Genomic DNA, 24,520 nt, shown 5'->3' with positions numbered 1-24,520 from the left:
TATATTTAATTGTTTACGTTAAAAATTACTTATGTTATAAAATTCTGGTTGTCAGGCTGAGCGAAGTCGAAGCCTCATCACTAAAAGGCTTCGACACATACTCCGTTTTCACGGACTTTGCTCAGCCTGACAAAGATACTTTCATCATACTTCTTATAACACAATCAAAAAATTATTTGTTTTTCTATGTATCATACTTTTTTAAATCAATTCTCAAAATCATTCAAATTGCAAAACGGGTCGTGGTGTAATCCGTACTTGTCGGGTTACATAGTTGTATTTTTGTCCGTTACATTCCAGCCAATAGGTAATATTATACGTTTTATCGGTGGAAGTATCGTTTTCAAAAGAAATACCCGTATGGGTAGAGGGTTGCCCTGTTCGTACGTTGCTCAAATTGTTATTGATAGTCCATTTCAAAACGGGGTTTGGGCAACAAGGCACGGAGTTTATGGTTACGTCAAGTGCTGTATCCCCTGTGGGCAATACGTAACTATTTTCTGCTACGTTCGTATTTCCGCTACCCTCATCATAAACCGCCGTTACCACATCGGGCAAACATAACGTAATGTTTTCGGGTGGAACAATGGACGGGGCGGTTACGGTAACAATGAAACTTTTATCGGTATAAGTTGTCCAACAACCATTTTGATTGCGAAGCCCCGTGATTTCGTATTTAAAAGAACCTATATTAGAAGTGTGATGGTATATATTTATGCTTTGATGATGAGGTGGAAGGCTGTGAAATTGCGTGGTACTTTCTTGCGAATTTTGTAAGTTTGTTATTTTTACAGATACCATAAACGGAGACTGACCGCCCGTAATATTGGAAATAAGCATTACATCTATTGACGAATGGACTTGGCACAACGTAGTATTCAGTTCTGTAAATGTAGCAGTAGGCGGTGCTATTATATTGATATTATCCGTTTGATGAATTTGAGTCGTGCAACCATAACCATCAGTAACGGAAACGTATTGATATTTAAGTGGTGGTGTTCCCGCTTGGTTCGTGTTAATGGGAATATTAAAATTCCTAACATTTGAGGTGTGTTGATACTCAACGCCGTTAATTTTGTAAGTAAAAACAAAAGGAGGCTGTGCAGGGTTTGCTATCTGCACTTGAATTTCTGCACCGCTTTCCCCTTGGCAAAACGATTTTTTATTAGGGCTTACGCTGATATTTAGTTTCTTTATAACATCTATTCGTATGGGGTCGGACATAATGCTCTCTGGTTTAGAGGGTACACCTATGTTATTGATAGTGATTTTCGCTTCTCGGAAAAAGTAATAACTTCCTCCTGCGGGATTATTAAAAGGATGCACGTTGGTATTGACCACATAGTGCCTTGTATTCCCTCCGATGATGGGGAGTTTCGTTCCTGTGGGGCTTGTGGCGTAGTGCCATTGAAAAGTAGGGTTGGTAAAGGTATTGGGCAAAGCCGCTGCAAAGTCATCACCATCAAGGGTGGTGGAGCTACCCATACAAATCTTTGTTCCACTAATGGGACCACTAATGGGTGTCCCGTTGGAAGAAGTTAGGTTCGTATTTTCGATGATTTTATCGGCGGTAGGGTCTATCTGAAAAATATATCGCAAAGGAATATTATTGTTGAAGTATTCGTATTTCAGTTGGTCGTTGTTGCCAGTGAGTTTAATAACCTGTGTTTTCACGAAATAGTCCTCCGCAGGATTCCATCGGTCATATACCTTTTCGTCGTTTATAAAAAGTCGTGTTCCGTCATCGGAGCCTAATTTTACGTAATAAAACCCCTTCAAAGATGTGTTTTTCATCAAGGAACGTGCTGAAAAATAGCGTAATATTCCCGCTCTCATAGCTCCTTGCGAACGAACCTCTATGGGGGTGCTGTTGCCACTTGGGTCTCTTTGTTCGTCAAATGAATGGCTGTTATAGTCTTTATATCCTAAATAATTGGTAAAATTGTTCATCTCTCTGTAAAAATGGGTTCGCCATTTATTGTTCGAATTATATGAATTTTGATTGTCGATATTGTTTGCCCCACCGATTATTTTTATTCGCATATCACTTCCTGAACCCCAAAAACGGGTGTAATATACACGAACTTGACCTGAAATAGGAGCTATAAAATTTTTTTTCGGATTTGAAAAAGTACTACCATCACTATCGGATAAAGGAATTTCTTGTGTTCCATTACAAACCATTATGAATCGGGCATTTATCTCATACTGCACTCCTCTTATGACATTGATTAAGGCATATCGATTTCTACTTGTACCATCGGGAATAGGCACTCCTTCGGCTTCTCCGTTTTGCTCTCTCCAATAGGGCGTAACAACGCCACTCCCCACCTGTGTGCCTGTGCCACATTGTTGTGCAGACAGGGGGTGTATCGCCAAAAAGGAAAGGACGAAAATAAAAATGATATTAAACGCTCTTAAAAGGTTCATACTTGGGTACAAAGTTAGTGAAATAGCATAAAATTTTCAATTGCTCAAGCACACGAAATTTTGGGTCAGCACAAAGATAGTAAAAAAAACAAGGGGAAAACGTATGGAAAACAAAAAATATCTTTATGAAGTATGAAGTTTTTGTTTGTAGGCGAATATAAAAATAATTTGTTTATTTTTTGAGATTACAACTATTTGAAAACCAGTAAAATGTTTATTTAGAGAATTTTGATAAAAGGAAGAGCATTACAGTATATCCTTTTGGGTGTATACTGTAATGCTCTTATATGGATATGTAATTTATATTATAAAAAATCTAATTCTGCAATGGTTAAAATATCTCCGTTTTCTGCAATTTCAGTGGCTTCGATACGTACGTAACGACTGGTAACGCTTTCTGGAAAATAGAAAGTTCTGGGGGTTGGGTCGTTAATTAGGTTTCCGAATTCAAAATTGGCTACGGTTTGCCAAGTTTTACCATCGTTACTCACTTGAATTAACCCCTTGGCTAACATACCTTTACTATGGAAAGTTTGTGGTGTATAGACCAAAGCCTTCAAGGTCTGTATTTTGCCTAAATCAATGGCTATGAATGATTTTTCAGAGCTTTTTTGTGATTGCCAATAGGTATTGGGTTGGGCATCAAAAGCCATAGTGGTTTTTCTGTCATTTTGTTCAGAGCTGAAATTGAGTACTTTCCATTGTTTTTTTAGAATTCCTAAATCTTCTGAGCGTACCGCACCTTTCATTCCTTTATTGAAAGAAACGGCTTTGAGTTGTTTATTTTCTACGAAAAAAGGCTCGGTGTATTTGGTACTGTTTTCATTAGGTTCTGAACCATCTAAGGTATAGAAAATTTCATAACCTGTATTTAAGTTTTCCGAGGCATTTTGTCCGTGGGGTTTCCAATTGAATTGGGTTTGCATTGGTGCAATGGTTACCATTCCGTCCAAGTTTCTGAAAAAAGAAAGCTGAGGCGGACGAGTTTTGTAATAATGCGCCGAAATGTGACTGATTGCAGGGGTATTACGCGATTCCAACACTCGAAAACGAATTTTAGAGGTGGTTACTTCCGGAAAACGTAAAATACGTTTATAACCGATGTTGGTTGCCGAGGCAATTTCTTGCCACTGATTGTTAATCCAAGCCTCTACGCTGTGTTTTTCTACGCGTTCTCCGTGAGTGCGAATGGCTTCTTGTAAAACAATTCGGTTGAAGGTTATCGGCTTTTTGGAAGAAATAATAATCTCCTGATTTTTTTTATTCAAAGTCAGGTAAGTGTCGGGGTTATTATCCAATACTTTTTTGCATCCTTTGGCTCTGTAAAGCAAATTGTTATCATAAGTTTCTCGTATGCGTTGTCCCACTTCTTTAAGTACATCAACATCGGTTTGTGGAAATTTTCCTTCCCGATTGGGTGGAATATTCAATAAGAAGGTGGTATTTCCGCCAACGGTTCGTTCGTAAATATCAAAAACATCATCAGCACTACGTACTTTTTGGAAGGTATCATCTCGGTAGAACCAACCTTCACGAATGGAGGTATTGATTTCGGCTTGTTGATAGTGTAGGTATTTGGCATTATAGAGCTTTTCGCGTGACCCCAAATCTTTTCCGGTCATATCGGGGAAGCGTTGAGCCGTTGCAGGATTCATCGGCATAGGAATTACATTCCATTCGGTTTCTCGGGTGGCTCCGGATTCGTTTCCTCCCCAACGGATATCTTCTCTTCCGAAGATAACCGCTTTGGGAGCCAACGTGCGTATAAGTTGCTTCCAAGCGGTGTAGTTGTACTGTTGACCGCCCTTGGTTTTAGGATGCGCCCCATCGAACCATACTTCGTGTACAGGGCCGTATTCGGTGAGTATTTCAAAAAGTTGGTTGAGGAAATACTCGTTATAATCGTCAACCTCAAATTCAAAAGTGGTTTTGTTTGCAAAAGGTCTGCCTGGCACCTCTCGCGGAATGGTTCTTTTAGTGTATTTGCTTAAATTACCATATAATCCTTCAGGGTGTTCTATTTGATAGAGGTCAGCAGGAGATAAGTATACGCCTAATTTCAGACCGTATTTTTGACAAGATTCCGAAAGGTCTTTCAAAATATCGCCTTTTCCACCTCGAAAATCTGTAGACATAACTCCGTGATTGGTATATCGGCTTTGCCAAAGCACGAATCCATCGTGATGTTTTACCGTTAGAATAACCATTTTCATTCCTGAATCGTGCATTGCTTTACACCATTGGTCAGTATCTAAGGTTTTTAAATCGAATATTTTAGGGTCTTCCTTTCCGTTACCCCATTCCATACGGGTAAACGTATTCGGCCCAAAATGCACAAAGGCGATGTATTCATTACTTAGGGCTTCCCATTGGTTTTGGTTAGGCACCACTCTTGAGGCTTTTTCGATAATGACCTCTTTTGAGTCGTTTTCTTCGATTTTAATGGTGTTGTGCACTTTTTTTTGCTGGGCATATCCTGATGCACCGATTAGAAAACATAAAAGCAAAAATGTTTTTGATTGTTTTGTGAAAAGTTTCATCATTTTATAATGTGTTTGATTGTTTTAAAGGTTCTTTTTTATGGGTTCGGCAACCAATTTAGCGATAAAGGCAGGTTTGGTTTGTTCGGACTTTTTACCGCAGAAAAAAACAGTGATTTTTTCGTCCGATTCCAATATGGGGGTACTCGAATATCCCTGAATTTCATCATTGTAAAAGGTTTCCGACAAGAAATTGATGTCATATTCTTTGATGACATAATTCTTATGATTTTTCAAAGAAAGCATATCAAGTACCCATTGCGAATATTTTATGTTGTTCACGTGGAGATTGACGTCCAAGTCCGAAATGCGTACGTTGAATTTTTTTATCAGTTCTAAATCTGAGGGTAGGTCAATACGTTCGGTTTTGAAGTCCAACGCTCCATCGGTACGCGCATAGAAAAGCTCTTGCCTATCCGATAGGTCAATAGGTTTGCGTGATGCGATATCCAAAGTAATCCAAGTACTGGAACAACTCCCAATGACTTCTCCTTTTTCTGAAAGGATTTCAAACTCACGGAAAGCATAAACCCCCATTACGGGTAGCGACCACGTTTTTACTGTAATTCTTTCATTCCATTTGGGCCAACGTTTCATTTTTAGTTTTTGCTGAGTAAGCACCCAAAAGAAGCCTTCTTTGACTAATTGTTCGTAGCCAAAGCCTAAATTTTCAGCGTGTTCGGCGGCGATATCTTGCAATATGCCCAACACTCCGTAAAGCCCTAACTGATTGTTTACGTTGAGTTGTGTACTTCGTACTTTGTAGGTTTCTGTAAAAATGGTTTGTTTCATTGGTTTACATTGAATGAAAGGCAAAGATACTAATTTATAAAATATTAAAAAAGTAACGTTCAAATAGTTTTCAAAAAATCGTGAATACAAGTGTGTGAATTACCAAACTCATCTTGATTCTTTACTTTGTAAGGATAGTTTCTATAAATAAAAACCATATAAAAACATAGCATTTTTCTATGTTTCTATATGGTTTTAAATTTAATTTCTAGTATTTATCTTTAAAAGGAGTGTTGTTCGTTGAAAACCAATTGCATCACTTTTAAGGCTTGATGAATAGTATTGATACTATTGAAGTGAAGCAACAACCGCAGTCCGTTGCGGGTTTCTTTTTCTTGCATTTTGCATCGGTCGGGGTGGCGTTGCACAAATTGCAATACTTTTTGAAAACGAGAACTTTGATAAAACGGACTTTCTTGGTCGGAAATGAAATATCCTGTCATTTTTCCGTTTTTCATTACTAATTTTTCGATTCCCATTTTGGTCGCAAACCATTTCAGACGTACGCTATTGAGTAAATCGACAGCCTGAGGAGGCAATTGCCCAAAACGGTCAATCAGATTCTTTTCGTAGGTTAGTAAATCGGCTTCCGAACTGATGTTACTTAGCTCATTGTAAAGATTTAATCGTTCCGCAACTCGGTTTACGTAAGTATCCGGAAATAAAAGCTCAAAATCGCTATCAATTTGTGTATCATTCAGATATGATTTGTCTTCTTCCTTCGTTTGATACAATTCCGAAAACTCGTTTTCTTTCAACTCTACGATGGCTTCTTGCAAAATTTTCTGATAGGTTTCAAATCCGATTTCGTTAATGAAACCACTTTGTTCCCCACCGAGCAAATCACCCGCTCCTCGTATTTCCAAATCCTTCATCGCGATATTGAATCCGCTTCCCAAGTCCGAAAACTGAGCAATGGCTTGTATCCGTTTACGAGCATCATCGCTCATTGCTACAAACGGAGGTGTGATGAAATAACAGAAGGCTTTTTTGTTGCTTCGCCCCACACGTCCACGCATTTGATGTAGGTCGGACAAGCCAAAATTATGAGCGTTATTGATGAAAATCGTGTTGGCATTTGGCACATCTAAACCACTTTCGATGATGGTCGTTGCTACCAAAACGTCATAAGCTCCGTCCATAAAGGCAAGCATTGTTTCTTCGAGTTTTTTGCCGTCCATTTGTCCGTGACCTACGGCTATTTTGGCATCAGGAACGAGTCGTTGTAGCATTCCTGCCACTTCACGGATATTTTCCACGCGATTGTTAATGAAAAATACTTGTCCGCCTCGCTGAATTTCGTAAGCAATAGCATCACGGATAATTTCTTCATTGAAATGGATAACTTGACTATCAATAGGATATCGATTCGGTGGAGGCGTATTGATTACTGATAAATCCCTTGCTGCCATCAAACTGAATTGCAATGTTCTTGGAATTGGAGTTGCCGTAAGTGTCAGTACGTCAAGATTTTCTTTCAATGTTTTGAGTTTATCTTTCACACCCACACCGAATTTTTGCTCCTCATCTACGATTAGAAGCCCTAAATCTTTGTACTTAACACTTTCATTTACAATTTGATGTGTCCCAATGATGATATCTAGCGAACCTTTGGCGAGTTCTTCCAGAATGTTTTTTTTCTCTTTTGCCGTTCGGAACCGATTTAAGTAATCAATTCTCACCGGAAAATCTTTCATTCTGCTGCTAAATGTCTGATAATGTTGAAATGCCAAAATGGTTGTAGGTACCAAAACGGCTACTTGTTTTCCGTTATCAACCGCTTTAAAGGCTGCGCGAATAGCAACTTCCGTTTTTCCAAAGCCAACATCGCCACAAACGAGCCTGTCCATTGGTTTCGGACTTTCCATATCGGCTTTAATTTCGGCAGTAGCTTTGCTTTGGTCGGGCGTATCTTCGTAAAGAAATGAGGCTTCCAATTCGTTTTGCAGATAACTGTCGTGAGCAAAAGCAAAACCGCTTGATTCTTTTCGCTTGGCATATAATTGAATAAGGTTGAAGGCGATTTCTTTAACCCGAGCTTTTGTCTTCTGTTTCAGGGCTTTCCACGCTCCCGAACCCAGTTTGTAAATCTTCGGGGGCTTGCCGTCTTTGCCGTTGTATTTCGTAATTTTATGTAAGGAATGAATGCTGACAAAAAGTACATCGCGGTCACCATAGATAAGTTTGATGGCTTCCTGCATTTTGCCTTCTACTTCAATTTTTTGTAATCCTGCAAACTTTCCGATGCCGTGGTCGATATGCGTAACATAATCACCAACAGTAAGTTGAGTGAGCTCTTTAAGCGTAATGGCTTGTTTTTTAGCATATCCATTTTTTAGGTGGAACTTATGATAGCGTTCAAAAATTTGATGGTCGGTAAAGACGTTGATTTTATTGTCCGGATCTACAAACCCGCTGTGTAGCGATAAAATGGCGGTTTGATAATGCACTTTTTGTTCCATTTCCTTGAAAATATCGTCAAAACGCTTTGCTTGTTGCTCGGTGGAACAAATAATGTAATTGGTGAAACCTTCTTCGTGTTTTTCGTTTAAATAGCTGATTAATAGTTCAAATTGCTTATTGAATGCAGGTTGCGGATTAGTTCTAAAAACGATTTTTTCTGAAGAAAATAATAAGTTTGTTCCCGTAAAAATGGATTGAAAGGAGCTGATACGTCCCAAAAGTTCATTACTTTGACAGAAAAGTACTTCGGGAGCGATATGTTTGACTTCGTTTGATAGTTTTTCGTAAATTTCGACGGATTTATTGAATAATTTATCGATTTTTTGAGGGAAACTATCAATATCTTTGGCAATAAAAAGTGTTTCTTCCGAAATGTATTCCAAAATGGACTGCCTTACTTCTTCATTTTCCTTATTTTCGATGTTTGGAATAATCGTGATTTTTGATAATTGTTGTGTAGAAAGCTGTGTTTCAACATCAAAAGTACGGATACTTTCGATTTCATTGCCGAAAAACTCAATGCGATAAGGTTCGTTGTTTGAGAAAGAAAAAACATCGACAATACCACCACGAACTGAAAATTCCCCAGGTTCGGTGACGAAATCTGTTCGGTTGAAATTGTAAGTAAAAAGCATTTCATTGAGGAAATCCAAAGATAAAGAGTCTCCTTTTTTAATTTTTAAGGTGTTCTTTTCGAGTTGTTTGCGAGTGATTACCTTTTCAAAAAGAGCCTCAGGATAACTCACCACAATCAAAGGTGTTTGATGTGAACCCAATCGGTTTAACACTTCGGCACGAAGCAGAACATTGGCGTTATCTGTGTCTTCAATCTGATACGGACGGCGGTAGCTATCGGGGAAAAATATTACGTGCTCATCGCCCAACAGGCTTTCCAAATCATTCAGAAAATAGGCTGCTGCTTCTTTGTCCGAAAGCATCACAAACAAATTTCGTTTCGTGTTTCGGAAAAGATTGGCAATGACAAATGATAATGAAGCTCCTGATAAATGATTGATTTGCAGAGAGGATATTCCTGCTTTAATTTTTGAGTTTAGCTCAATAAATATCGGATTTTCACTTATTTTGAGAAGAATATCGTTTGATTTCACTTATTTTTTCTTGCAAAAATACGATTTCTAATAAACTTTGCAAAATATGTATTAGCTGTTTTAAAAGCAAAATTTCAAATATCGAATAGCTTTTCAGAGCCTTTAAGAACAAACGATTTTAAACAAACTATAAAAAATAGTTGCTTAACTAAATTTTTTAGTTTACATTTGCACTGTGAATTAATAAAGCTATCTTCTGGTAAGAAAGAGGCGAAATGAAAGTTTATAGAAACAATCAGATAAATAGGTAAAATCAATAAATAAAACACAAAAAAATGAAAGAATTGACAGCAAAAGAAGAAGAGATAATGACATTTTTTTGGAAACATAATAAGCTCTTTGTTAAGCAAATCGTAGAGCAGTATCCTGATCCAAAACCACATTTCAATACCATATCTACATATGTACGTATGCTTGAAGAGAAGGGGTTTTTGGCACATGAGCCGTTTGGCACCTCTTACCAATATTATCCACTGATTTCCAAAGAGGAATACAACAACCGAACGTTAAAAAATATTGTAGCAAAATATTTTCAGAATTCGTACTTGAATGTAGTCAATACGTTCATAAAATCCGAAAAATTATCCATTGAAGAAATTCGACAATTGTTGGATGATATTGAAAAAAAACAATAAAGTATGGAAAATTTAGTATTGTACCTGCTCAAACATTTTGTTTTTATGGGGATATTATGGGGAGGCTATCGTTTGTTTGTCAGTGGTAACACTTTTCATAGAACTAATAGAATCACCCTATTGCTGATTTTTGCAATAGGAATGATGTGTCCTTTAGTAAATATTCCACTTCCTTATGATAGTATATTCGCTGAAAAACAAATAGTTGCATTTGAGCTATCCTCTTCAGAGACTCAAACAGAGTCAATCGTAGCAACAGGAAGTGATAATAGCTATAGCTTTACAACTCTCCTATGGATTGTTTATGTGGTAGGTATTTTGCTCTTTTTACTTCGATATCTTATCGGAATTATATTCATTGGTCGAATTGTTAGCAGAGCCACACTTGAAAAAACAACAAATAACAAGAATATATATGTGACCAAGAAAAAGGTATCTCCATTTAGTTGGTTTGGTTATGTAGTTATTTCTGAAGAAGATATGACGAAAGGAGCTGATAATATTATCAAACACGAGTTGGCACATGTTGAATTTGGGCATTCGTGGGACTTACTTTTTGCACAGCTTTATTGCTTAGCCTTTTGGTGGAATCCTTTTGTGTGGTTGCTTAAAAATCAACTAATTACTGTACACGAATTTCAAGCTGATCAGCGAGTAATTGAACAAACCACCCATCCTAACGAGTACCGAAAGCAACTCATTCACCTATGTGTAGGAGCTGAACGAATAGCTATGGCACATAATTTTGAAACAAGTAACCTAAAAAAACGTATTTATATGACAATGAAAAACAAATCAACCGCAAAAGCCAAATGGGGCTATGCAGCTCTGGCGTTGGCTGCCACTTTAACCATGTCGTTAACTTCAACAGAAACGATACAAGCACAAGAAAAAGAGCCTCAGATAGTAGTTTTAGGCTATGTCACTGATGATAAAAATCCGCAACCGTTGTTTTTCATTGACGGGAAAGAGGCAACAAAGGAAGCAATTTCAGGAATACCTGCGGACAACATTGGATGGATAAACGTACTCAAAGATGAAAAAGCGACAAAAATGTATGGCGAAAAAGGTAAAAATGGCGTTGTTGAAATCTACACCCAAGGAAATGTTCCAGAGGAATTTGCAAAAAAAGCAAAAGACAAAAAGACGTTTAAACTTTCAAAATCCTCGGGAAAAGCCCCAGTTACAAGTGGTAATATCACCGTTCTAAAACTAAAACAAGAGTCCGATACCCTTATGTCTGATTCAAAAGTTGTTGACGTTAAGGAAGTTCAAGTAACACAAAAAGTAACAGCCTTTAAAATGAATGGAAAAAAGGCAAATGACCCTTTGTTATTAGTTGACGGAAAAGAAATGGAATATACAAAATTAGCCGATCTTGGCGCTGAAAATATTCAATCCATAGTAGTAGTGTTGAAAGACAAAAAAGCTCTTGAAGCATATGGTGAAAAAGGAAAAAATGGAGTTATTTTAATAACTTTGATAAAATAATCAAAAAATATTTAAGAGTTAATATCTTGATATTTAGTTAATTAAATAGGTTAATCAGATAATAAAAATATTTTTATCGTTATTTTATTTGGAAGTTTAAAAAACTTACGTATCTTTGCACCGCAAAAATAACGATTGGCTCATGGTGTAATGGTAACACAGCAGATTTTGGTTCTGTTATTCAAGGTTCGAGTCCTTGTGAGCCAACAAAAGCTACCCTACAGTGGGTAGCTTTTTTATTTTAATCTTGTTTAAATAAACAAAATCGATACGGATATAGTTAAAATTTATATAACATACTGTGTATATTGAATTTGATTTATTATCTTTGCCTCCATTAACACTTAAAACAATTTAAAAATGGCTTTAGAAATAACAGATGCTACTTTCGAAGAAGTGGTTTTGAAGAGTGATAAACCAGTATTGGTAGATTTTTGGGCAGTTTGGTGCGGACCTTGTCGTATGTTAGCTCCTGTGGTTGAGGAAATCTCAAAGGAATATGAAGGAAGAGTGGTTGTAGGAAAAGTGGACGTAGACAACAACCAAGAATTTGCTTCTAAGTATGGAGTGCGAAACATTCCAACAGTATTAGTATTCCAAAATGGAGAGGTGGTAGGTAGACAAGTGGGTGTTGCCCCTAAAAAAACATACACAGAAGCTCTTGACGGAATCTTAGGTTAGTTTTTTTTATTTTTAAATACTTTTCATTGTGTTTGTGGTGTAATCCAAAGTCTATGTCGGACAATTTTTGCAATTTTACTTAATGCAGAAATTAGAATATACCACAAGCACAATTTGTTTTTTTGAGTTCACTACTTAATTGCATATATTTTTTAATGGTTAAATGCTGATTTTCAGTATTTTGACCACTTTTCATCGGCATTGGAGATTTGGCGTTAAGAAAATCAACGAATAAAGCAAAGTAAGCGAAAACTTGGAGCTTAGTATGTGGAAAATTTTCCATTGTTCGAAGCGACCGTAGGAAGCAAGTTTGGAAAATTTTAGCGACATGAGTCTGATTTTTAGGCAAATATCCAAAGTATTGATTTTTGGTTCTTTTCATCTAAGGAAAAGAACGATGTATGAAAATAAATAATGAACTCAATTGTTTTTTTTTAACAGCTTCAATCTCTTCTGATAATTAATACATCTTCCTTTAGATATTTTTACTGGTGCATAATCCGACTTAAACTCTAATGCCTTTTGTGTTTTAATTCAATGTTTTAAAGCTACATAGTACATTGAGTTTTATCCATTATAGCTTGCCAAAAAATTCAATTCGATGTGGTATTATGGAAGATTTTGTTGTATGCTTTTGCCTTTATGAGAACTGACTGTTAGTATAGCGTCGTATTTTTGCTTATAAATGAAAAAGGAGTATATTTGCGGAAATTTTTAATCATATGGAAAGGATAGCCAGTTTTTGTATAGATCATTTGAAATTGCAACGTGGTATTTTTGTTTCGCGTAAGGATTTTGTTGGCAATGAAGTAATTACTTCGTTTGACATTCGCATGAAATTGCCTTATCGTGAGCCTGTATTGGGAGGTGCTGAAATTCATACTATTGAACACTTAGCAGCTACTTGGTTGCGAAATAGCGATTGGAAAGATAAAATCATTTACTGGGGGCCGATGGGCTGTATGACAGGGAATTATCTTATTTTAGCAGGTGATTACACTTCAGAGGATATTCTGCCACTTATCACGCGATTGTTTGAATACATGACTCATTTTGAAGGAGAAATCCCAGGAGCATCAGCCTTAGAATGTGGTAACTTTTACAACAACAATTTACCAATGGCAAAGTTTGAGGCAAAGAAATATCTTGAAGAAGTGCTTTACAATATGAAGGAAGAAAATCTGAATTATCCGTTATAGAATTGAAAATTAGACTATTGAATGATTCGTTAAATAATCTATAATTGGTAATAAAACAAAAAAATATTTGTATCTTTGCACCGAATCCTCAAACCAATGAGGATTTTTCGTTTTTTTTAAATTTACATAAACTATGAATAATATATCGTATTATACAGCTGAGGGATTAAAAAAATTAAGAGATGAATTAAACCAACTCAAAGACGTTGAACGTCCGAAAGCATCACAGGCAATTGCTGAAGCGAGAGATAAAGGAGATTTGTCGGAAAACGCTGAATATGACGCAGCGAAGGAAGCACAAGGGCTTTTAGAGATGAAAATCGCTAAATTGGAGCAATTGTTAGCGAATGCACGTTTGATTGATGAGTCTCAATTAGACACCTCAAAAGTGTTGGTGCTTTCAACAGTGAAAATCAAGAACTTAAGCAACAATATGCAAATGACATATACGTTAGTAGCTGAAAGTGAGGCAGATTTGAAAACAGGCAAAATTTCGGTAAGCTCCCCTATCGGGAAAGGTTTGCTGGGCAAAGCTGTGGGAGAAATTGCTGAAATCCAAGTGCCTAATGGCATATTGAAAATGGAAATTTTAGAAATTAGTCGATAAATCATCTAAAAAACAACTGACCAATGGCGAGTATTTTCACAAAAATCATTCAAGGAGAAATTCCTGCGTATAAAATCGCTGAAAATGAGGGTTTTATCGCGTTTTTAGATATCAATCCCAATGCGATAGGGCATACCCTTTGTGTTCCCAAAAAGGAGGCAGATAAATTGTTTGACCTGGATGAAACCACCTACAACGAATTAATGGCATTTTCGCGAAAAGTTGCTCAAGCCTTGGAACGAGCTATTCCTTGTAATCGTGTAGGGGTGGCTGTCATAGGGTTGGAAGTACCTCACGTACACGTACATCTTATTCCTATCAATGAGATGAAAGAAATGACTTTTGGGCACAAGGTCTCGCTCACTGATGCTCAGTTCAAGGAGGTAGTTGAAAAAGTACAAAGAGAACTAAAATAACATGAAAATGAAAAAAATATCCGTAATAATATGTTTAGTTTCAATACTTTTTTCTTGTACCTCAAGAAAGAATGTTGCGTACTTTTCGGATATTGAAAACAATAAAACAGAGATTTTAAAATCCTATGAAATTAGGCTCCAACCTGATGATTTATTAAAAATAATTATTAATTCACAAACGGAGGAGCTACTTTCGGATTTTAATAAAACTCAAAATACAGGCGTAGCTGCGGTAGGATCTTCACCTCTACAAACCTACTTGATTGATAAGGATGGATATATCACTTATCCAGTTATTGGAAATATTAAATTAGGAGGTCTGACTCGTAATGAAGCGATTGATGTATTGACCAAAGCGGTCCGCACTTTTATCAAGGATGCAACTGTGAATCTGCGAATCGCTAATTTCAAGGTAACTGTGCAAGGAGAGGTACGAAAGCCTGGTACGTTTACTATTGAATCGGAGCGTATTACATTATTACAAGCGTTGAGTATGGCGGAAGATATGACCATCTATGGTAAGCGGAGTCATGTGGTTGTCATTCGTGAACAGGATGGGCAGCGAACATTTAATGTCGTGAATCTGTCTTCCTCTGAATTTATGAATTCGGATTTTTACTATTTAGCTCAGAACGATGTGGTGTATGTTGAACCTAATAAAACACGAATAAACTCTTCTGTATTAGGTTTAGACACGAACACTATCTTACATGCAATTTCGATTACGATCACTGTAATCGCTTTATTACTAAAATAATTTTAGACTATGGAAAATCAATTGTCCTTTAATGAAAAAGATGAGAAGATAGATTTTTCAAAGATAATTCAGCCTTACCTTTCTCGTTGGGGCTGGTTTGTCGTTGGTGTGGCTATGGCTATGACTTTGGCTTGGGCTTACTTGCGATATGCTCCCTCCATTTATAAGGCTTCTACTACGGTGATGCTCAAAGATGATAAAAAGGGAGGCATTGCTAATGAATTTTCCGCTTTGTCAGATTTGGACATACTCAAAGACGTTAAAGATAATGTTGAAAATCAGGTAGAAGTACTGAAATCACGAACCTTATCCGAAAAGGTAGTACAAAAACTAAATCTTCATATCTCTTATATTTCGGAAGGAAAAGTAAAGACGTTTGATGTTTATGACCGTACTCCTGCTTTTATTTCTATTGAAACTTTAGCTCAAATACCCGTAAAATTAAAGGTCGTTGGCGAAGAAAATCGGTTTACGTTGTTTGAAAATGAGCAATCTTTAGGGACGTTTCTCTATGGAGAGACCATTGAAAATCACATTGGGCAGTTTTCCATATACAAATCAGAGCAAAACACAAATTTTCCGTTCACAATAAGCATTGACATTGAAGACCCTATCAGAGTGGCATCGGGCTACAGAAGTAGTTTGAACATCAAATTGGTCGGAAAAAACACATCAGTATTAGAACTATCTGTAAATCACCCAAATAGACAGAAAGCAGAAGATTATCTGAATACGCTTATCGAAATATACAACGCAGAAACGATTGCTGATCAGCGATTTATATCACAAAACACCTCTGATTTTCTCACAAAGCGATTAGAGGTTCTTACCAAAGAGTTACACGAGGTTGAAAAACATGCCGAAACATTCAAGAAAGAAAACAAAGTCACTGACATTCAAACAGATGCTCGCTTTAATTTGGAAAACGAGAATTTATTTGACAGAAAATACGTAGAAGCAACTACTCAAATTGAGCTTATAGAAAACACCATAAAAGGATTTATTGATGTAAAAAGTACGGGAAAAACATTCCCTCTTTTGGACGTATTTACATCAAATCAAGTGCTGTCGGCAGCTATTGAAGAGCATAATAAAAAGACGATTCATCGAAATCAGATAGCACTTCATGCAGGCGAAGGAAACGTTATGCTTAGGCAAATAGAGGAAGAAATAGAGACTCTTAAGAAAACCATCAAAGAAAATCTACTACTCATGAAATCGAATTTGTTGATTCAGAAGAATGAAATCAGCAAAAAACAAGCCTCGTTAAGCGGACGTGTACGAACGATTCCTACTTTGGAAAAAGAATTACGAGAGATAACTCGACAACAAAGCGTGAAAGAATCCCTATTCCTCTATCTGTTAGAAAAACGAGAGGAAGCCGAAATTTCTATGGCAGCTTTAGCTCCCAAAGCCAAAGTCATCGATAAGGCCTTAGGGGCATCTTCTCCTATTTCTCCTCGGCGAATGATTGTGCTGTTGGGGGCAGTTATTTTGGGGTGTGTGATTCCTTTTTTGATTATCTACATCGCGGAGCTATTTAACATAAAGGTACGAAGCAAATCAGATATTGAAGAACGAGTGTCAATTCCTTTTGTGGGGCAAATTCCTCATTCGGACGATGGCAAACAAATTGTGACAATAAACAGTTTTTCTCCTCTAACAGAAGGATTTCAGATGGTTTGTACTAACATGGATTTTATTTTGAACGACATCCCTCAGGAACAAAACAAAACGATTCTTGTTACCTCCTCATTTCCAGAAGAAGGTAAAACATTCGTATCAGTCAATTTGGCGGCTACATTTGCTGTTTCTGGAAAAAAAACACTACTTATAGGAATGGATATCCGAAATCCAAAAATAGGGGAGCAATTAAATTTACGCTCGGTTGGTCTTACTAACTATTTGGCTTCGGATATCGATCTGTCGTCGGTGATAGTGAAAATCCCTAATTTCAGGGAGTTTTATGTGTTGCCAACCAAGGTAATTCCTCCAAATCCAGCAGAATTGCTAACCAGTTCAAAAATAACAAAAATGTTTGAACAACTTAAGCAAGAATTTGATTACATTATCGTTGATACAGCTCCTGTTAATGTGGTTGCCGACACTCTATTGATAGCTAAATATGCGGACGCTTGTGTTTATGTAATTCGTGAGAATTTTTCTGATAAGCGAATGCTTGAGTCCGTTCAAAGATTGTACGATGACAAGAGGCTGCCTAATATGGCAGTGGTTCTCAACGATGTTTCTTTAGGAAACATGACACCCTATTATGGTTATAACTATGGTTATGGTTACGGGGCTAAGAATCAAAAGAATAAATCACCATTCAAGAAAATTTTACATAAATTCAGGTGGTAGTCTGATAGCGTAGAACAACACTCCTCAGTCAAGGTGTATTGTTTTGCTAGATTAATCACCACCCATCACAGGAATACGCCTCTCGAAATCAAGAGAGAGGTGCTATTCGGACTTGATACAAGCGTAGATTTATACAACTGAAATATTTCTATATCTCTTTTACAACCTGTTCTAAGGGTAACCGTAATTTTGGATTTCGGTCTGGCTGGTTTGCGTCATCTTCATGGCGATAACCGATAGCGACCGCAAATAAAGTTTGATAACCTTCTTCTTGTAAGATTTCATCGTATTTCTCATTTTGGATGCCCTCCATAGCCGTAGAATCAATGTTCATTGATGCACAAGCACTTAAAAAGAATCCTAATGAAATGTATACTTGTTTGTTTAGCCATATATGAACTTGTTCATCGCCTTTGGGTTTTAGTACTTGGTGATAGTAGTTCACCGCACCTTCTGGGAGAAAATCAGTGATTTGTTTTTCAAATTTACGAAGGTCTTTAAAACCTAAAAAAACTACTAAATGACTAGCTTCGTTGATTTTACTCTTGTTAAAATGAGAAATATCAGCTAAGGCTCGTTTTGTCTTTTCGTCTGAAACAATGATAAAGCGCCAGGGCTGTGAATTGATTGATGAAGGACTTAAACGCAAAATCTCTTTCAGTTCGCAAATGAGATTTTGGTCAATTTTCTTGTTATTATATGCTTTTGTTGTATATCGGTTTTGTGCTAATTCTATAAATTTCATAAGATTGTTTTTACATATGCGCACAAAATTACGATATTCAATACTAAAAAACTATTTTTCGAGCAAAGTTTTTTTACTTCGAAAAATAATGTATCCCAAAGTTAGCAATAGCAACAAGTGTAAATAAACAGCATATAGTACCAATTCGGGATAATTTATAGTGTTTTTACTCAAATAGATAAGTCCTAAAACCTGGGCTCCGTAGGGGATGATTCCTTGCACGTAGCATGAAAAAATGTCCAAAACTGAAGCTCCATTGCGAGGTGCGATATTGAATTTTGTGCTGATTTTTCGACTGATTTTCGATACAATTAGGATTGAAACTGTATTGTTTGCTACGCACAAATTCGCAGAACTCACCAAAGCTCCTATTCCTAAAAGTGCTGTTTTATAGGATTTTATGTATTTTTGAATACCATTCATAAGAAAACGAATACCTCCGAAATATTCAACTAAAGTTGCTAATCCTCCAGTGAAGAAAAACAGTAAAAATACTTCAGACATACTCATAAAACCTTCATAGACATTAGTTGTAAAACCAAGAAAATCAAACTTTCCGTAGATGATACCCAGAGTTCCAGCAAAAATAATTCCTGTGAATAACGAGGCGAATACGTTTACTCCCAACAAAGAAAGTACAACTACGGCAATATACGGTAAAATAAGTACCACATCAAAGTCAGCAGTAGCTTTACTTACAGCTGGTTGCACGTCCGAATTTCCTATGAAAATTAGAATAATCATTGTCAATATAGCGGCTGGTATAGCTATCTTACTATTTGCTTTCATCTTGTCGCTCATTTCGGCTCCCATCGTTTGTGTAGAAGTAATGGTAGTATCTGAAATCAAGGATAGGTTATCACCAAACATGGCTCCCGAAAGCAAACAGGCTCCCACCAATGATATGTTGGACTGTGATTGCGTAGCCAAATCAATAACTATAGTACCCAAAGTCATAATGGTTCCTACGGATGTCCCTGTGGCAAAGGACAAAAAGGATGACACGAGGAATACACCCAACGGCAGATACGCAGGAGAGATGTAGTACGTTCCTAAATTTACAATCGAATCGACACTTCCCGAGGCTTTCGTTACGAATGAAAACCCTCCTGCAAGTAAACTTATGACACACATTGCTAATACATTACTGTTTCCTGCTCCTGTGAAAAAAATCTGTATTTTTTCTTTTAAAGTCGATTTGTAAATTAATAGAGCCACTACCACACCTGCCAAAGCAATCAGTGGAGAAGGAATAGAGTAAAAATTATTGAAGTAAATACCGCTCCATAGGAATATCCCTACGAAAATTAAAAGAGGTAAAATTGAAATAATGGAAGGTTGCTTATCAGTTGACATTGCGATCTTTTATAGATTAAGGCTGCAAAAGTATGCATAAAAAAACAATTAGTAAAATATATTTTTACAAAAAATTGTTTTTTCATTAAAATATACTTCTAATAAAAGTATTTATAAAATAACAATGCAATCAACTAAGTAGCCCTTATATTTACAGAAATGCTCAAAAATATAAAATCTTAAGCCTTGCTTTGTTGACTTATAAACTTTCGAGGATGCCCAAAAAAGTCATTCTTTCAAAGTTCATAAAAGGTATAAACTACTCTCTATTTCTCCACCAAATACTTCCAATAGCGTTTAGGAACATATTGTCGGTGGAGTTTTGGGTTGTATCGCTCCTTGATATTCACACTTTGAAAGTAGTTTTTCCAAAGCGTTTCGTAGGAGCGCTCCTCTTCGTGGAAAAAAGCCTCAGGATTTCTAAGTTTTTGCTTGGTAGCAGCATCGGGAACTACGGGAAGTACTTCTTCTAAGTCATAATAAATACCATAACCGCGTTTGAGGTCGTAAATCATCCACTTTTGGTCGGCATATCGGTCTTTAAAATGCTTGATGATTAAAGGTAGAACATCAAAATCGGGAGCTATTTGAGCGAAAAAACTCTCATCTTGCAGTTTTTGGAAACGCACAAAGGCCTTCATTCTGTGAGATTCCCTTTGAACTGACTTTACCAAACGAGCAATGCGCATCATTTGAGCATCGGCATAATTTTCGAAAATATTTTCCTTGGTACTTACTAAATAGCGTACGGCATACAGAATCAAAGACTCTCGCTGAGGGTCTTCCGATAGAAATACTTTCAGAAGTTGGTTTACTGCGGATTTATCGGCATACTTTTCAATGCCTTTCACTACGCGTTCTGCTTTTTCGAAATGGGTTACCACCTCTTGTTCTTCCGAAAAAAGTGCACCAAGGGTATGAGTGCTACATACAATCTCAACGTCCGCATAGTGGTATTCAAAAACTTCGAAAACAGCCGTAAGCAATCCCTCGAAACTGCCATCATAGATCAAACGTATCATCAAAATAAACTCAATTGCTGGGAAAAATGATTTTTATATTTAGATTTCATACTACTGATAACTAATTGCCTAAGTTCAAGCTGGTCTAAATATTTTAGAAACGGATTCTTTTCTGCCAAATCAATGAAGAATTTAGCTCGATTTACGGTAACCCCCATTTTTTTCAGATGTTCCATTGTAATGGTCTGAAATCTTCTGGAAATCACGATTTTGTAAGCCGAAGTTCGCCCAATACCTGGAACACGCAAAATCATTTCATAGGCTGCTGTTTGTAAATTCACGGGAAAAAGTTGGGGATTTCTAAGTGCCCAAGCTAGTTTTGGGTCTATCTCTAAATCCAAAAAAGGATTTTGAGGCGTTAAAATTTCGCGTGCTTCAAATCCGTAGAAGCGCATCAGCCAATCTGCCTGATAAAGCCGATTTTCCCGAATCGTGGGAACAGGCGTGGTAAGTGCAGGTAGTCTGCTATCGGCCGTAACAGGAACATAGCCCGAATAATATACCCTTTTGAGTTGAAATTGCTTGTAAAAATGGTCGGCACTGAGGATAATTTGTACGTCGTTTTCGCCCGCTGCACCGATGATAAACTGTGTACTTTGTCCGGCAGGAGCGTATTTAGGAGTTGATTTTATGATTTTTCGTTCCGATTGAGCCTGTACGATGCTGTTTTTTATATGGTTCATTGGTTGAATCATCTGCTCGTGGCTTTTGTCAGGAGCCAATAGCTTTAAGCCCGAAACGGTAGGAATTTCCATATTGATGCTGAGTCGGTCAGCCCACAAACCGGCTTCTTGCAAAAGCTCTGGCGAGGCATTTGGAATGGTTTTCAGGTGAATATACCCATTGAAACGATGCTCGGTTCTTAATTTTTTGGCGATAAGAATCAGGCGTTCCATCGTGTAGTCGGCATTTTTGAAAATTCCCGAGCTGAGGAATAGCCCTTCGATGTAGTTACGACGGTAAAAGTTGATGGTCAAATCCACCACTTCATCTACAGTAAAAGCAGCTCGTTTAATGTCGTTGCTTTTTCGGGATACGCAGTAGATACAATCGTAAATACAGTGGTTGGTGAGTAATATTTTGAGCAGAGACACACAGCGTCCGTCTTCGGTGTAGGTGTGGCATATGCCCGAGGGTGCCGAATTTCCTAAGCCTTTATGAGTATTTTTTCGGTTGCCTCCGCTTGAAGAACAGGAAACATCGTACTTGGCGGCATCGGCAAGTATGGTTAGTTTTTCGTTAATGCGGTCGTAGTTCATCGTGTAAGGTTTTGAGGTTTTGATGAAAAAGAGAATATCGTCCTTTGCTGAAAACTTCTCTTTTTTCTCTTTTTTAAAAAAGAAAGTTCACTTTTTATTACTGATTTTTAATTGAATAAAAAGAATTTCAGCATTAAGAGTCCCTCGCAAATATAGAATAAACAAACTATTTATACAACAAAGCAAAGGAAGGATTCTTCTAAAAAAGACGTTAGCCTTTGTGAATTTCTGATGTAAAACAAGTGTAGGAACACTTCAAATCATTATTGAATTTACTGTAATCATCACTGATGCTTCGGTTCCACTTAGTAAAACAAACGGTATGCCAATTTGAGCGAAATAGCAGAATTTCACCTTAGTAGTTTTACATTTAAAAAGCTACGACTTTTCTTTTGTCACGAATTTGCGTTGGTTTTTTATGGGATACTGTTGTTACTAAACCCAATCCGTTAGTTCTTTTTTTGATTTTTGATGTCGGAATAAATTTGGATTGTCTGTAAAGTTTCGAAACTTTTCAGTTTGTTTGACAGAAATTCTGCGTGTGGACTATCAGAATTGTTAGGAGCAAGTTTCCGTTTTGTACTGTCTTTCCACGTAAAATATAATGGCTTTTGGTTTCCTTTGAAGAGTACTCCGAGAGAATCTGCAATGAAGTTATAATCATTTATACCAAAGCGATAATTTAAAGATTTTGAAAATAAATCATCTCCCGAATACATATATTTTTGATTGGAAAGGCTCAAATGAAATAACGTAGGGAAAATATCTTTGTGCGAAGCCATAACGTTTGCATCAAAGAACAGGGGTTTATAATCTTCTGGAACGTAGAAAAGTATCGGAACACTTCGCTGGAGAAAAGCATTCTCACTATCGTATTCAAAAACTTGTCGGATATTATGGTCGCCAGTTACTGCAATAATTGTATTTTTTCCCAAAGGAGAATTTTTAATAAATGCAATGAATTTTGCCAATTGCGAAGCTGCATACTGATGAGCGTAAAAGTTATCTGAAGCCATTTGCTTGTCCACTCTAATGGTTTCTTCAAGACCTTTTATATCAATCGGATAGGGGGTGTAGTGTGAAGGTACTTGGTAAGGCGTATGATTGCTTACAGTTAATGAGAAGATAAAACGTGGCTTTTGCGAAGGAGCACTCAATCGTTCAACAATATAATCAAAGAGATATCCGTCGTGAACCCCCCAAGCAAAGGTTTCGGCACTGGGGATTTTATCTAAAATATGTGAGCTTCCTTCAATAATATCAAAATATTGATGCTTGATGAAATTGTCCACATTTCTCCACGAGAGGTTCGCTCCTGTGATAAACATCGTTTCATATCCTTGTTCCTTAAAAGGCTTTGCTACTGATGATGAGTATGAAACATCAAAGTAAGGCGACTGAGAAACGATACCCTTAGGGGTGTTTATCAATAAATTCTCTAAGGAATTGATTGTTCCATTATGAGAAGACAAGCAATTCTTAAAGTAATATAAATCAGAGAGCATTGGAGATAAATCACCCAATAGGTTTAATTCTTTGGAATGAAGCTCAAAATAATGATTACTCATACTTTCCATCAAAAAGAAAATAACGTTTGGTGGATTCTTTTCCAAGAAATCATTTTCCTGAGTTGTCGAATACATTTCTGAATTAAATAATTTGCTATCAGGCTGTTGATACGCTTCTTTTACTTGTTCGACACTTTCAAATCCGTTGTCCTGCAAGGTTCTTTCAATATTAGGATTTAGGTAGTTCTCTTTAAGTTCAACGTTAGCAAACTGCAAAGCATACGGAGCATTATAGCAAAGCGAATTGATAAAAAGATTGGTGCTAACGTTCGTATGCTCACGGCGAAGCGTAAAAACACCTAAACTTCCACGCATACCGATAACAAATAAAGGAAATATTATCAGTAAAAGCATACTTGCTTTTTTCGAGATTTGATTTGTATTTTCAAGAAAACCACGATAGATATACTTATGAACAACTATGAAACTTATAAAAATGAAAGCGAAAACCAGTAAAATCTTAAATATGGGATAGTCTGTCCAAACGGAGTGAAGAACGGCAGACGTATCATCATTAAATATACCAAAAAAGAGAATATTTATATGTGATTGGAAGAATTGATAGAAAAAGAAATCAATAATCTGCAAACTTGTAAAAACCAATAAAACAAACAAAAGGTAATATTTACTAAAAATCAAATAAGCATTTTCAAATTTTCTACTGAAAGATTTTCGAATACATAATGAACTTAGCCAAAAGAGAGCTAAAGGTAAAAACCCATAGCAAATGACAGATACATCAAATCGAGCTCCCATTAAGAAGGCTCGAAACAAATCTGTTTTATGAGAGGATAGTTGCTCATAATTACCATATACGTACAAAAATAGGAAACGATTAGCAAGAAAAAATAAAAAGAAATAAGCAAAATATTTAAGTCCGCTGGATATAATTTTTCCAAATAACGAAAGATTCATTATATAATATGTGTTGGTTATTAAATGTTATCAGTACAAATCAAGAAAATAAAAGGTGAAGTTTAATAGTTTTCAGCCTTCTATCAAAAGGAATTCATCGTACGAAAATGCAAAATAAAACATAATTTTAGAAAATTAAAAATGGTTAAGGTGTTTTTGTTGACGCTACATCCA

The 24,520-nt window shown here is 36.6% G+C and carries 18 protein-coding genes and 1 tRNA gene; 9 read left to right on the top strand and 10 right to left on the bottom strand.

Translation table 11 applies throughout. The features are described 5' to 3' along the window. Positions 1 to 219 precede the first annotated feature (219 nt). The 4 genes from CGC49_RS06680 to mfd form a co-directional block, all read right to left on the bottom strand. On the bottom strand, positions 220 to 2,430 hold the full coding sequence (locus tag CGC49_RS06680; RefSeq protein WP_095912197.1) for a hypothetical protein: 2,211 nt from the start codon (positions 2,428 to 2,430) through the stop codon (positions 220 to 222). Between the two features lie 305 nt (positions 2,431 to 2,735). Then, positions 2,736 to 4,973 carry an alpha-L-fucosidase gene (locus CGC49_RS06675; RefSeq protein ID WP_095912196.1) on the bottom strand — a complete coding sequence of 746 codons (2,238 nt, stop codon included), beginning with the start codon at positions 4,971 to 4,973 and terminating at the stop codon, positions 2,736 to 2,738. A 21-nt stretch (positions 4,974 to 4,994) separates the two neighbouring features. Beyond that, positions 4,995 to 5,762: an acyl-[acyl-carrier-protein] thioesterase gene (locus CGC49_RS06670; protein WP_095912195.1), complete on the bottom strand. Its 768-nt coding sequence runs from the start codon at positions 5,760 to 5,762 to the stop codon at positions 4,995 to 4,997. Positions 5,763 to 5,983: 221 nt separating this feature from the next. Then, positions 5,984 to 9,292, bottom strand: coding sequence for a transcription-repair coupling factor (gene mfd / locus CGC49_RS06665; protein WP_369801118.1), 3,309 nt, complete (start codon positions 9,290 to 9,292; stop codon positions 5,984 to 5,986). Between the two features lie 317 nt (positions 9,293 to 9,609). Between mfd and CGC49_RS06660 the strand changes: the two genes are divergently transcribed. From CGC49_RS06660 to trxA, 4 genes are all read left to right on the top strand, one after another. Continuing rightward, a complete protein-coding gene (locus CGC49_RS06660; protein WP_042009579.1) occupies positions 9,610 to 9,969 on the top strand; it encodes a BlaI/MecI/CopY family transcriptional regulator in 360 nt (119 codons plus the stop codon). 3 nt (positions 9,970 to 9,972) lie between these two features. Continuing rightward, the gene (locus CGC49_RS06655; RefSeq protein ID WP_095912193.1) at positions 9,973 to 11,460 is read left to right on the top strand and encodes a M56 family metallopeptidase; all 1,488 of its coding nucleotides are present in this window, start codon (positions 9,973 to 9,975) and stop codon (positions 11,458 to 11,460) included. Positions 11,461 to 11,596: 136 nt separating this feature from the next. Beyond that, positions 11,597 to 11,667, top strand: a tRNA-Gln gene (locus CGC49_RS06650). Positions 11,668 to 11,820: 153 nt separating this feature from the next. Beyond that, positions 11,821 to 12,141: a thioredoxin gene (gene trxA / locus CGC49_RS06645; RefSeq protein ID WP_042009583.1), complete on the top strand. Its 321-nt coding sequence runs from the start codon at positions 11,821 to 11,823 to the stop codon at positions 12,139 to 12,141. Between the two features lie 91 nt (positions 12,142 to 12,232). On the opposite strand, the gene CGC49_RS06640 is transcribed toward trxA, so the two are convergent. Beyond that, on the bottom strand, positions 12,233 to 12,523 hold the full coding sequence (locus CGC49_RS06640) for a hypothetical protein (protein WP_095912192.1): 291 nt from the start codon (positions 12,521 to 12,523) through the stop codon (positions 12,233 to 12,235). 340 nt (positions 12,524 to 12,863) lie between these two features. Between CGC49_RS06640 and CGC49_RS06635 the strand changes: the two genes are divergently transcribed. The 5 genes from CGC49_RS06635 to CGC49_RS06615 all read left to right on the top strand — a co-directional run bounded on the left by CGC49_RS06635 (position 12,864) and on the right by CGC49_RS06615 (position 17,481). Then, positions 12,864 to 13,340, top strand: coding sequence for an S-ribosylhomocysteine lyase (locus tag CGC49_RS06635; RefSeq protein WP_042009588.1), 477 nt, complete (start codon positions 12,864 to 12,866; stop codon positions 13,338 to 13,340). 133 nt (positions 13,341 to 13,473) lie between these two features. Next, the gene (gene greA / locus CGC49_RS06630; protein WP_042009591.1) at positions 13,474 to 13,947 is read left to right on the top strand and encodes a transcription elongation factor GreA; all 474 of its coding nucleotides are present in this window, start codon (positions 13,474 to 13,476) and stop codon (positions 13,945 to 13,947) included. A 23-nt stretch (positions 13,948 to 13,970) separates the two neighbouring features. Next, positions 13,971 to 14,363, top strand: coding sequence for an HIT family protein (locus CGC49_RS06625; RefSeq protein WP_095912191.1), 393 nt, complete (start codon positions 13,971 to 13,973; stop codon positions 14,361 to 14,363). Between the two features lie 7 nt (positions 14,364 to 14,370). Then, positions 14,371 to 15,120: a polysaccharide biosynthesis/export family protein gene (locus tag CGC49_RS06620; protein ID WP_232745161.1), complete on the top strand. Its 750-nt coding sequence runs from the start codon at positions 14,371 to 14,373 to the stop codon at positions 15,118 to 15,120. A 9-nt stretch (positions 15,121 to 15,129) separates the two neighbouring features. Beyond that, the gene (locus CGC49_RS06615) at positions 15,130 to 17,481 is read left to right on the top strand and encodes a polysaccharide biosynthesis tyrosine autokinase (protein ID WP_095912190.1); all 2,352 of its coding nucleotides are present in this window, start codon (positions 15,130 to 15,132) and stop codon (positions 17,479 to 17,481) included. A gap of 148 nt (positions 17,482 to 17,629) precedes the next feature. On the opposite strand, the gene CGC49_RS06610 is transcribed toward CGC49_RS06615, so the two are convergent. The 5 genes from CGC49_RS06610 to CGC49_RS06590 form a co-directional block, all read right to left on the bottom strand. Beyond that, a complete protein-coding gene (locus tag CGC49_RS06610) occupies positions 17,630 to 18,226 on the bottom strand; it encodes an NAD(P)H-dependent oxidoreductase (protein ID WP_095912189.1) in 597 nt (198 codons plus the stop codon). A gap of 51 nt (positions 18,227 to 18,277) precedes the next feature. Then, a complete protein-coding gene (locus CGC49_RS06605) occupies positions 18,278 to 19,582 on the bottom strand; it encodes a Na+/H+ antiporter NhaC family protein (protein ID WP_042009601.1) in 1,305 nt (434 codons plus the stop codon). A 266-nt stretch (positions 19,583 to 19,848) separates the two neighbouring features. Further along, entirely contained in the window at positions 19,849 to 20,604 is a 756-nt protein-coding gene (locus CGC49_RS06600; RefSeq protein ID WP_095912188.1) for a TIGR03915 family putative DNA repair protein, read from the bottom strand. Continuing rightward, positions 20,604 to 21,863, bottom strand: coding sequence for a putative DNA modification/repair radical SAM protein (locus tag CGC49_RS06595; RefSeq protein WP_095912187.1), 1,260 nt, complete (start codon positions 21,861 to 21,863; stop codon positions 20,604 to 20,606). Before CGC49_RS06595 ends, CGC49_RS06600 begins: the two co-directional genes overlap by 1 nt. Before the next feature lie 449 nt (positions 21,864 to 22,312). Then, positions 22,313 to 24,346 (bottom strand): LTA synthase family protein, encoded by a 2,034-nt coding sequence (locus CGC49_RS06590; protein WP_095912186.1) that lies wholly within the window; start codon positions 24,344 to 24,346, stop codon positions 22,313 to 22,315. Positions 24,347 to 24,520 lie beyond the last annotated feature (174 nt).

Source organism: Capnocytophaga sp. H4358 (genome assembly GCF_002302515.1).
Classification (GTDB): domain Bacteria; phylum Bacteroidota; class Bacteroidia; order Flavobacteriales; family Flavobacteriaceae; genus Capnocytophaga; species Capnocytophaga canis.
This window is presented reverse-complemented; position numbering and strand designations above follow the sequence as displayed.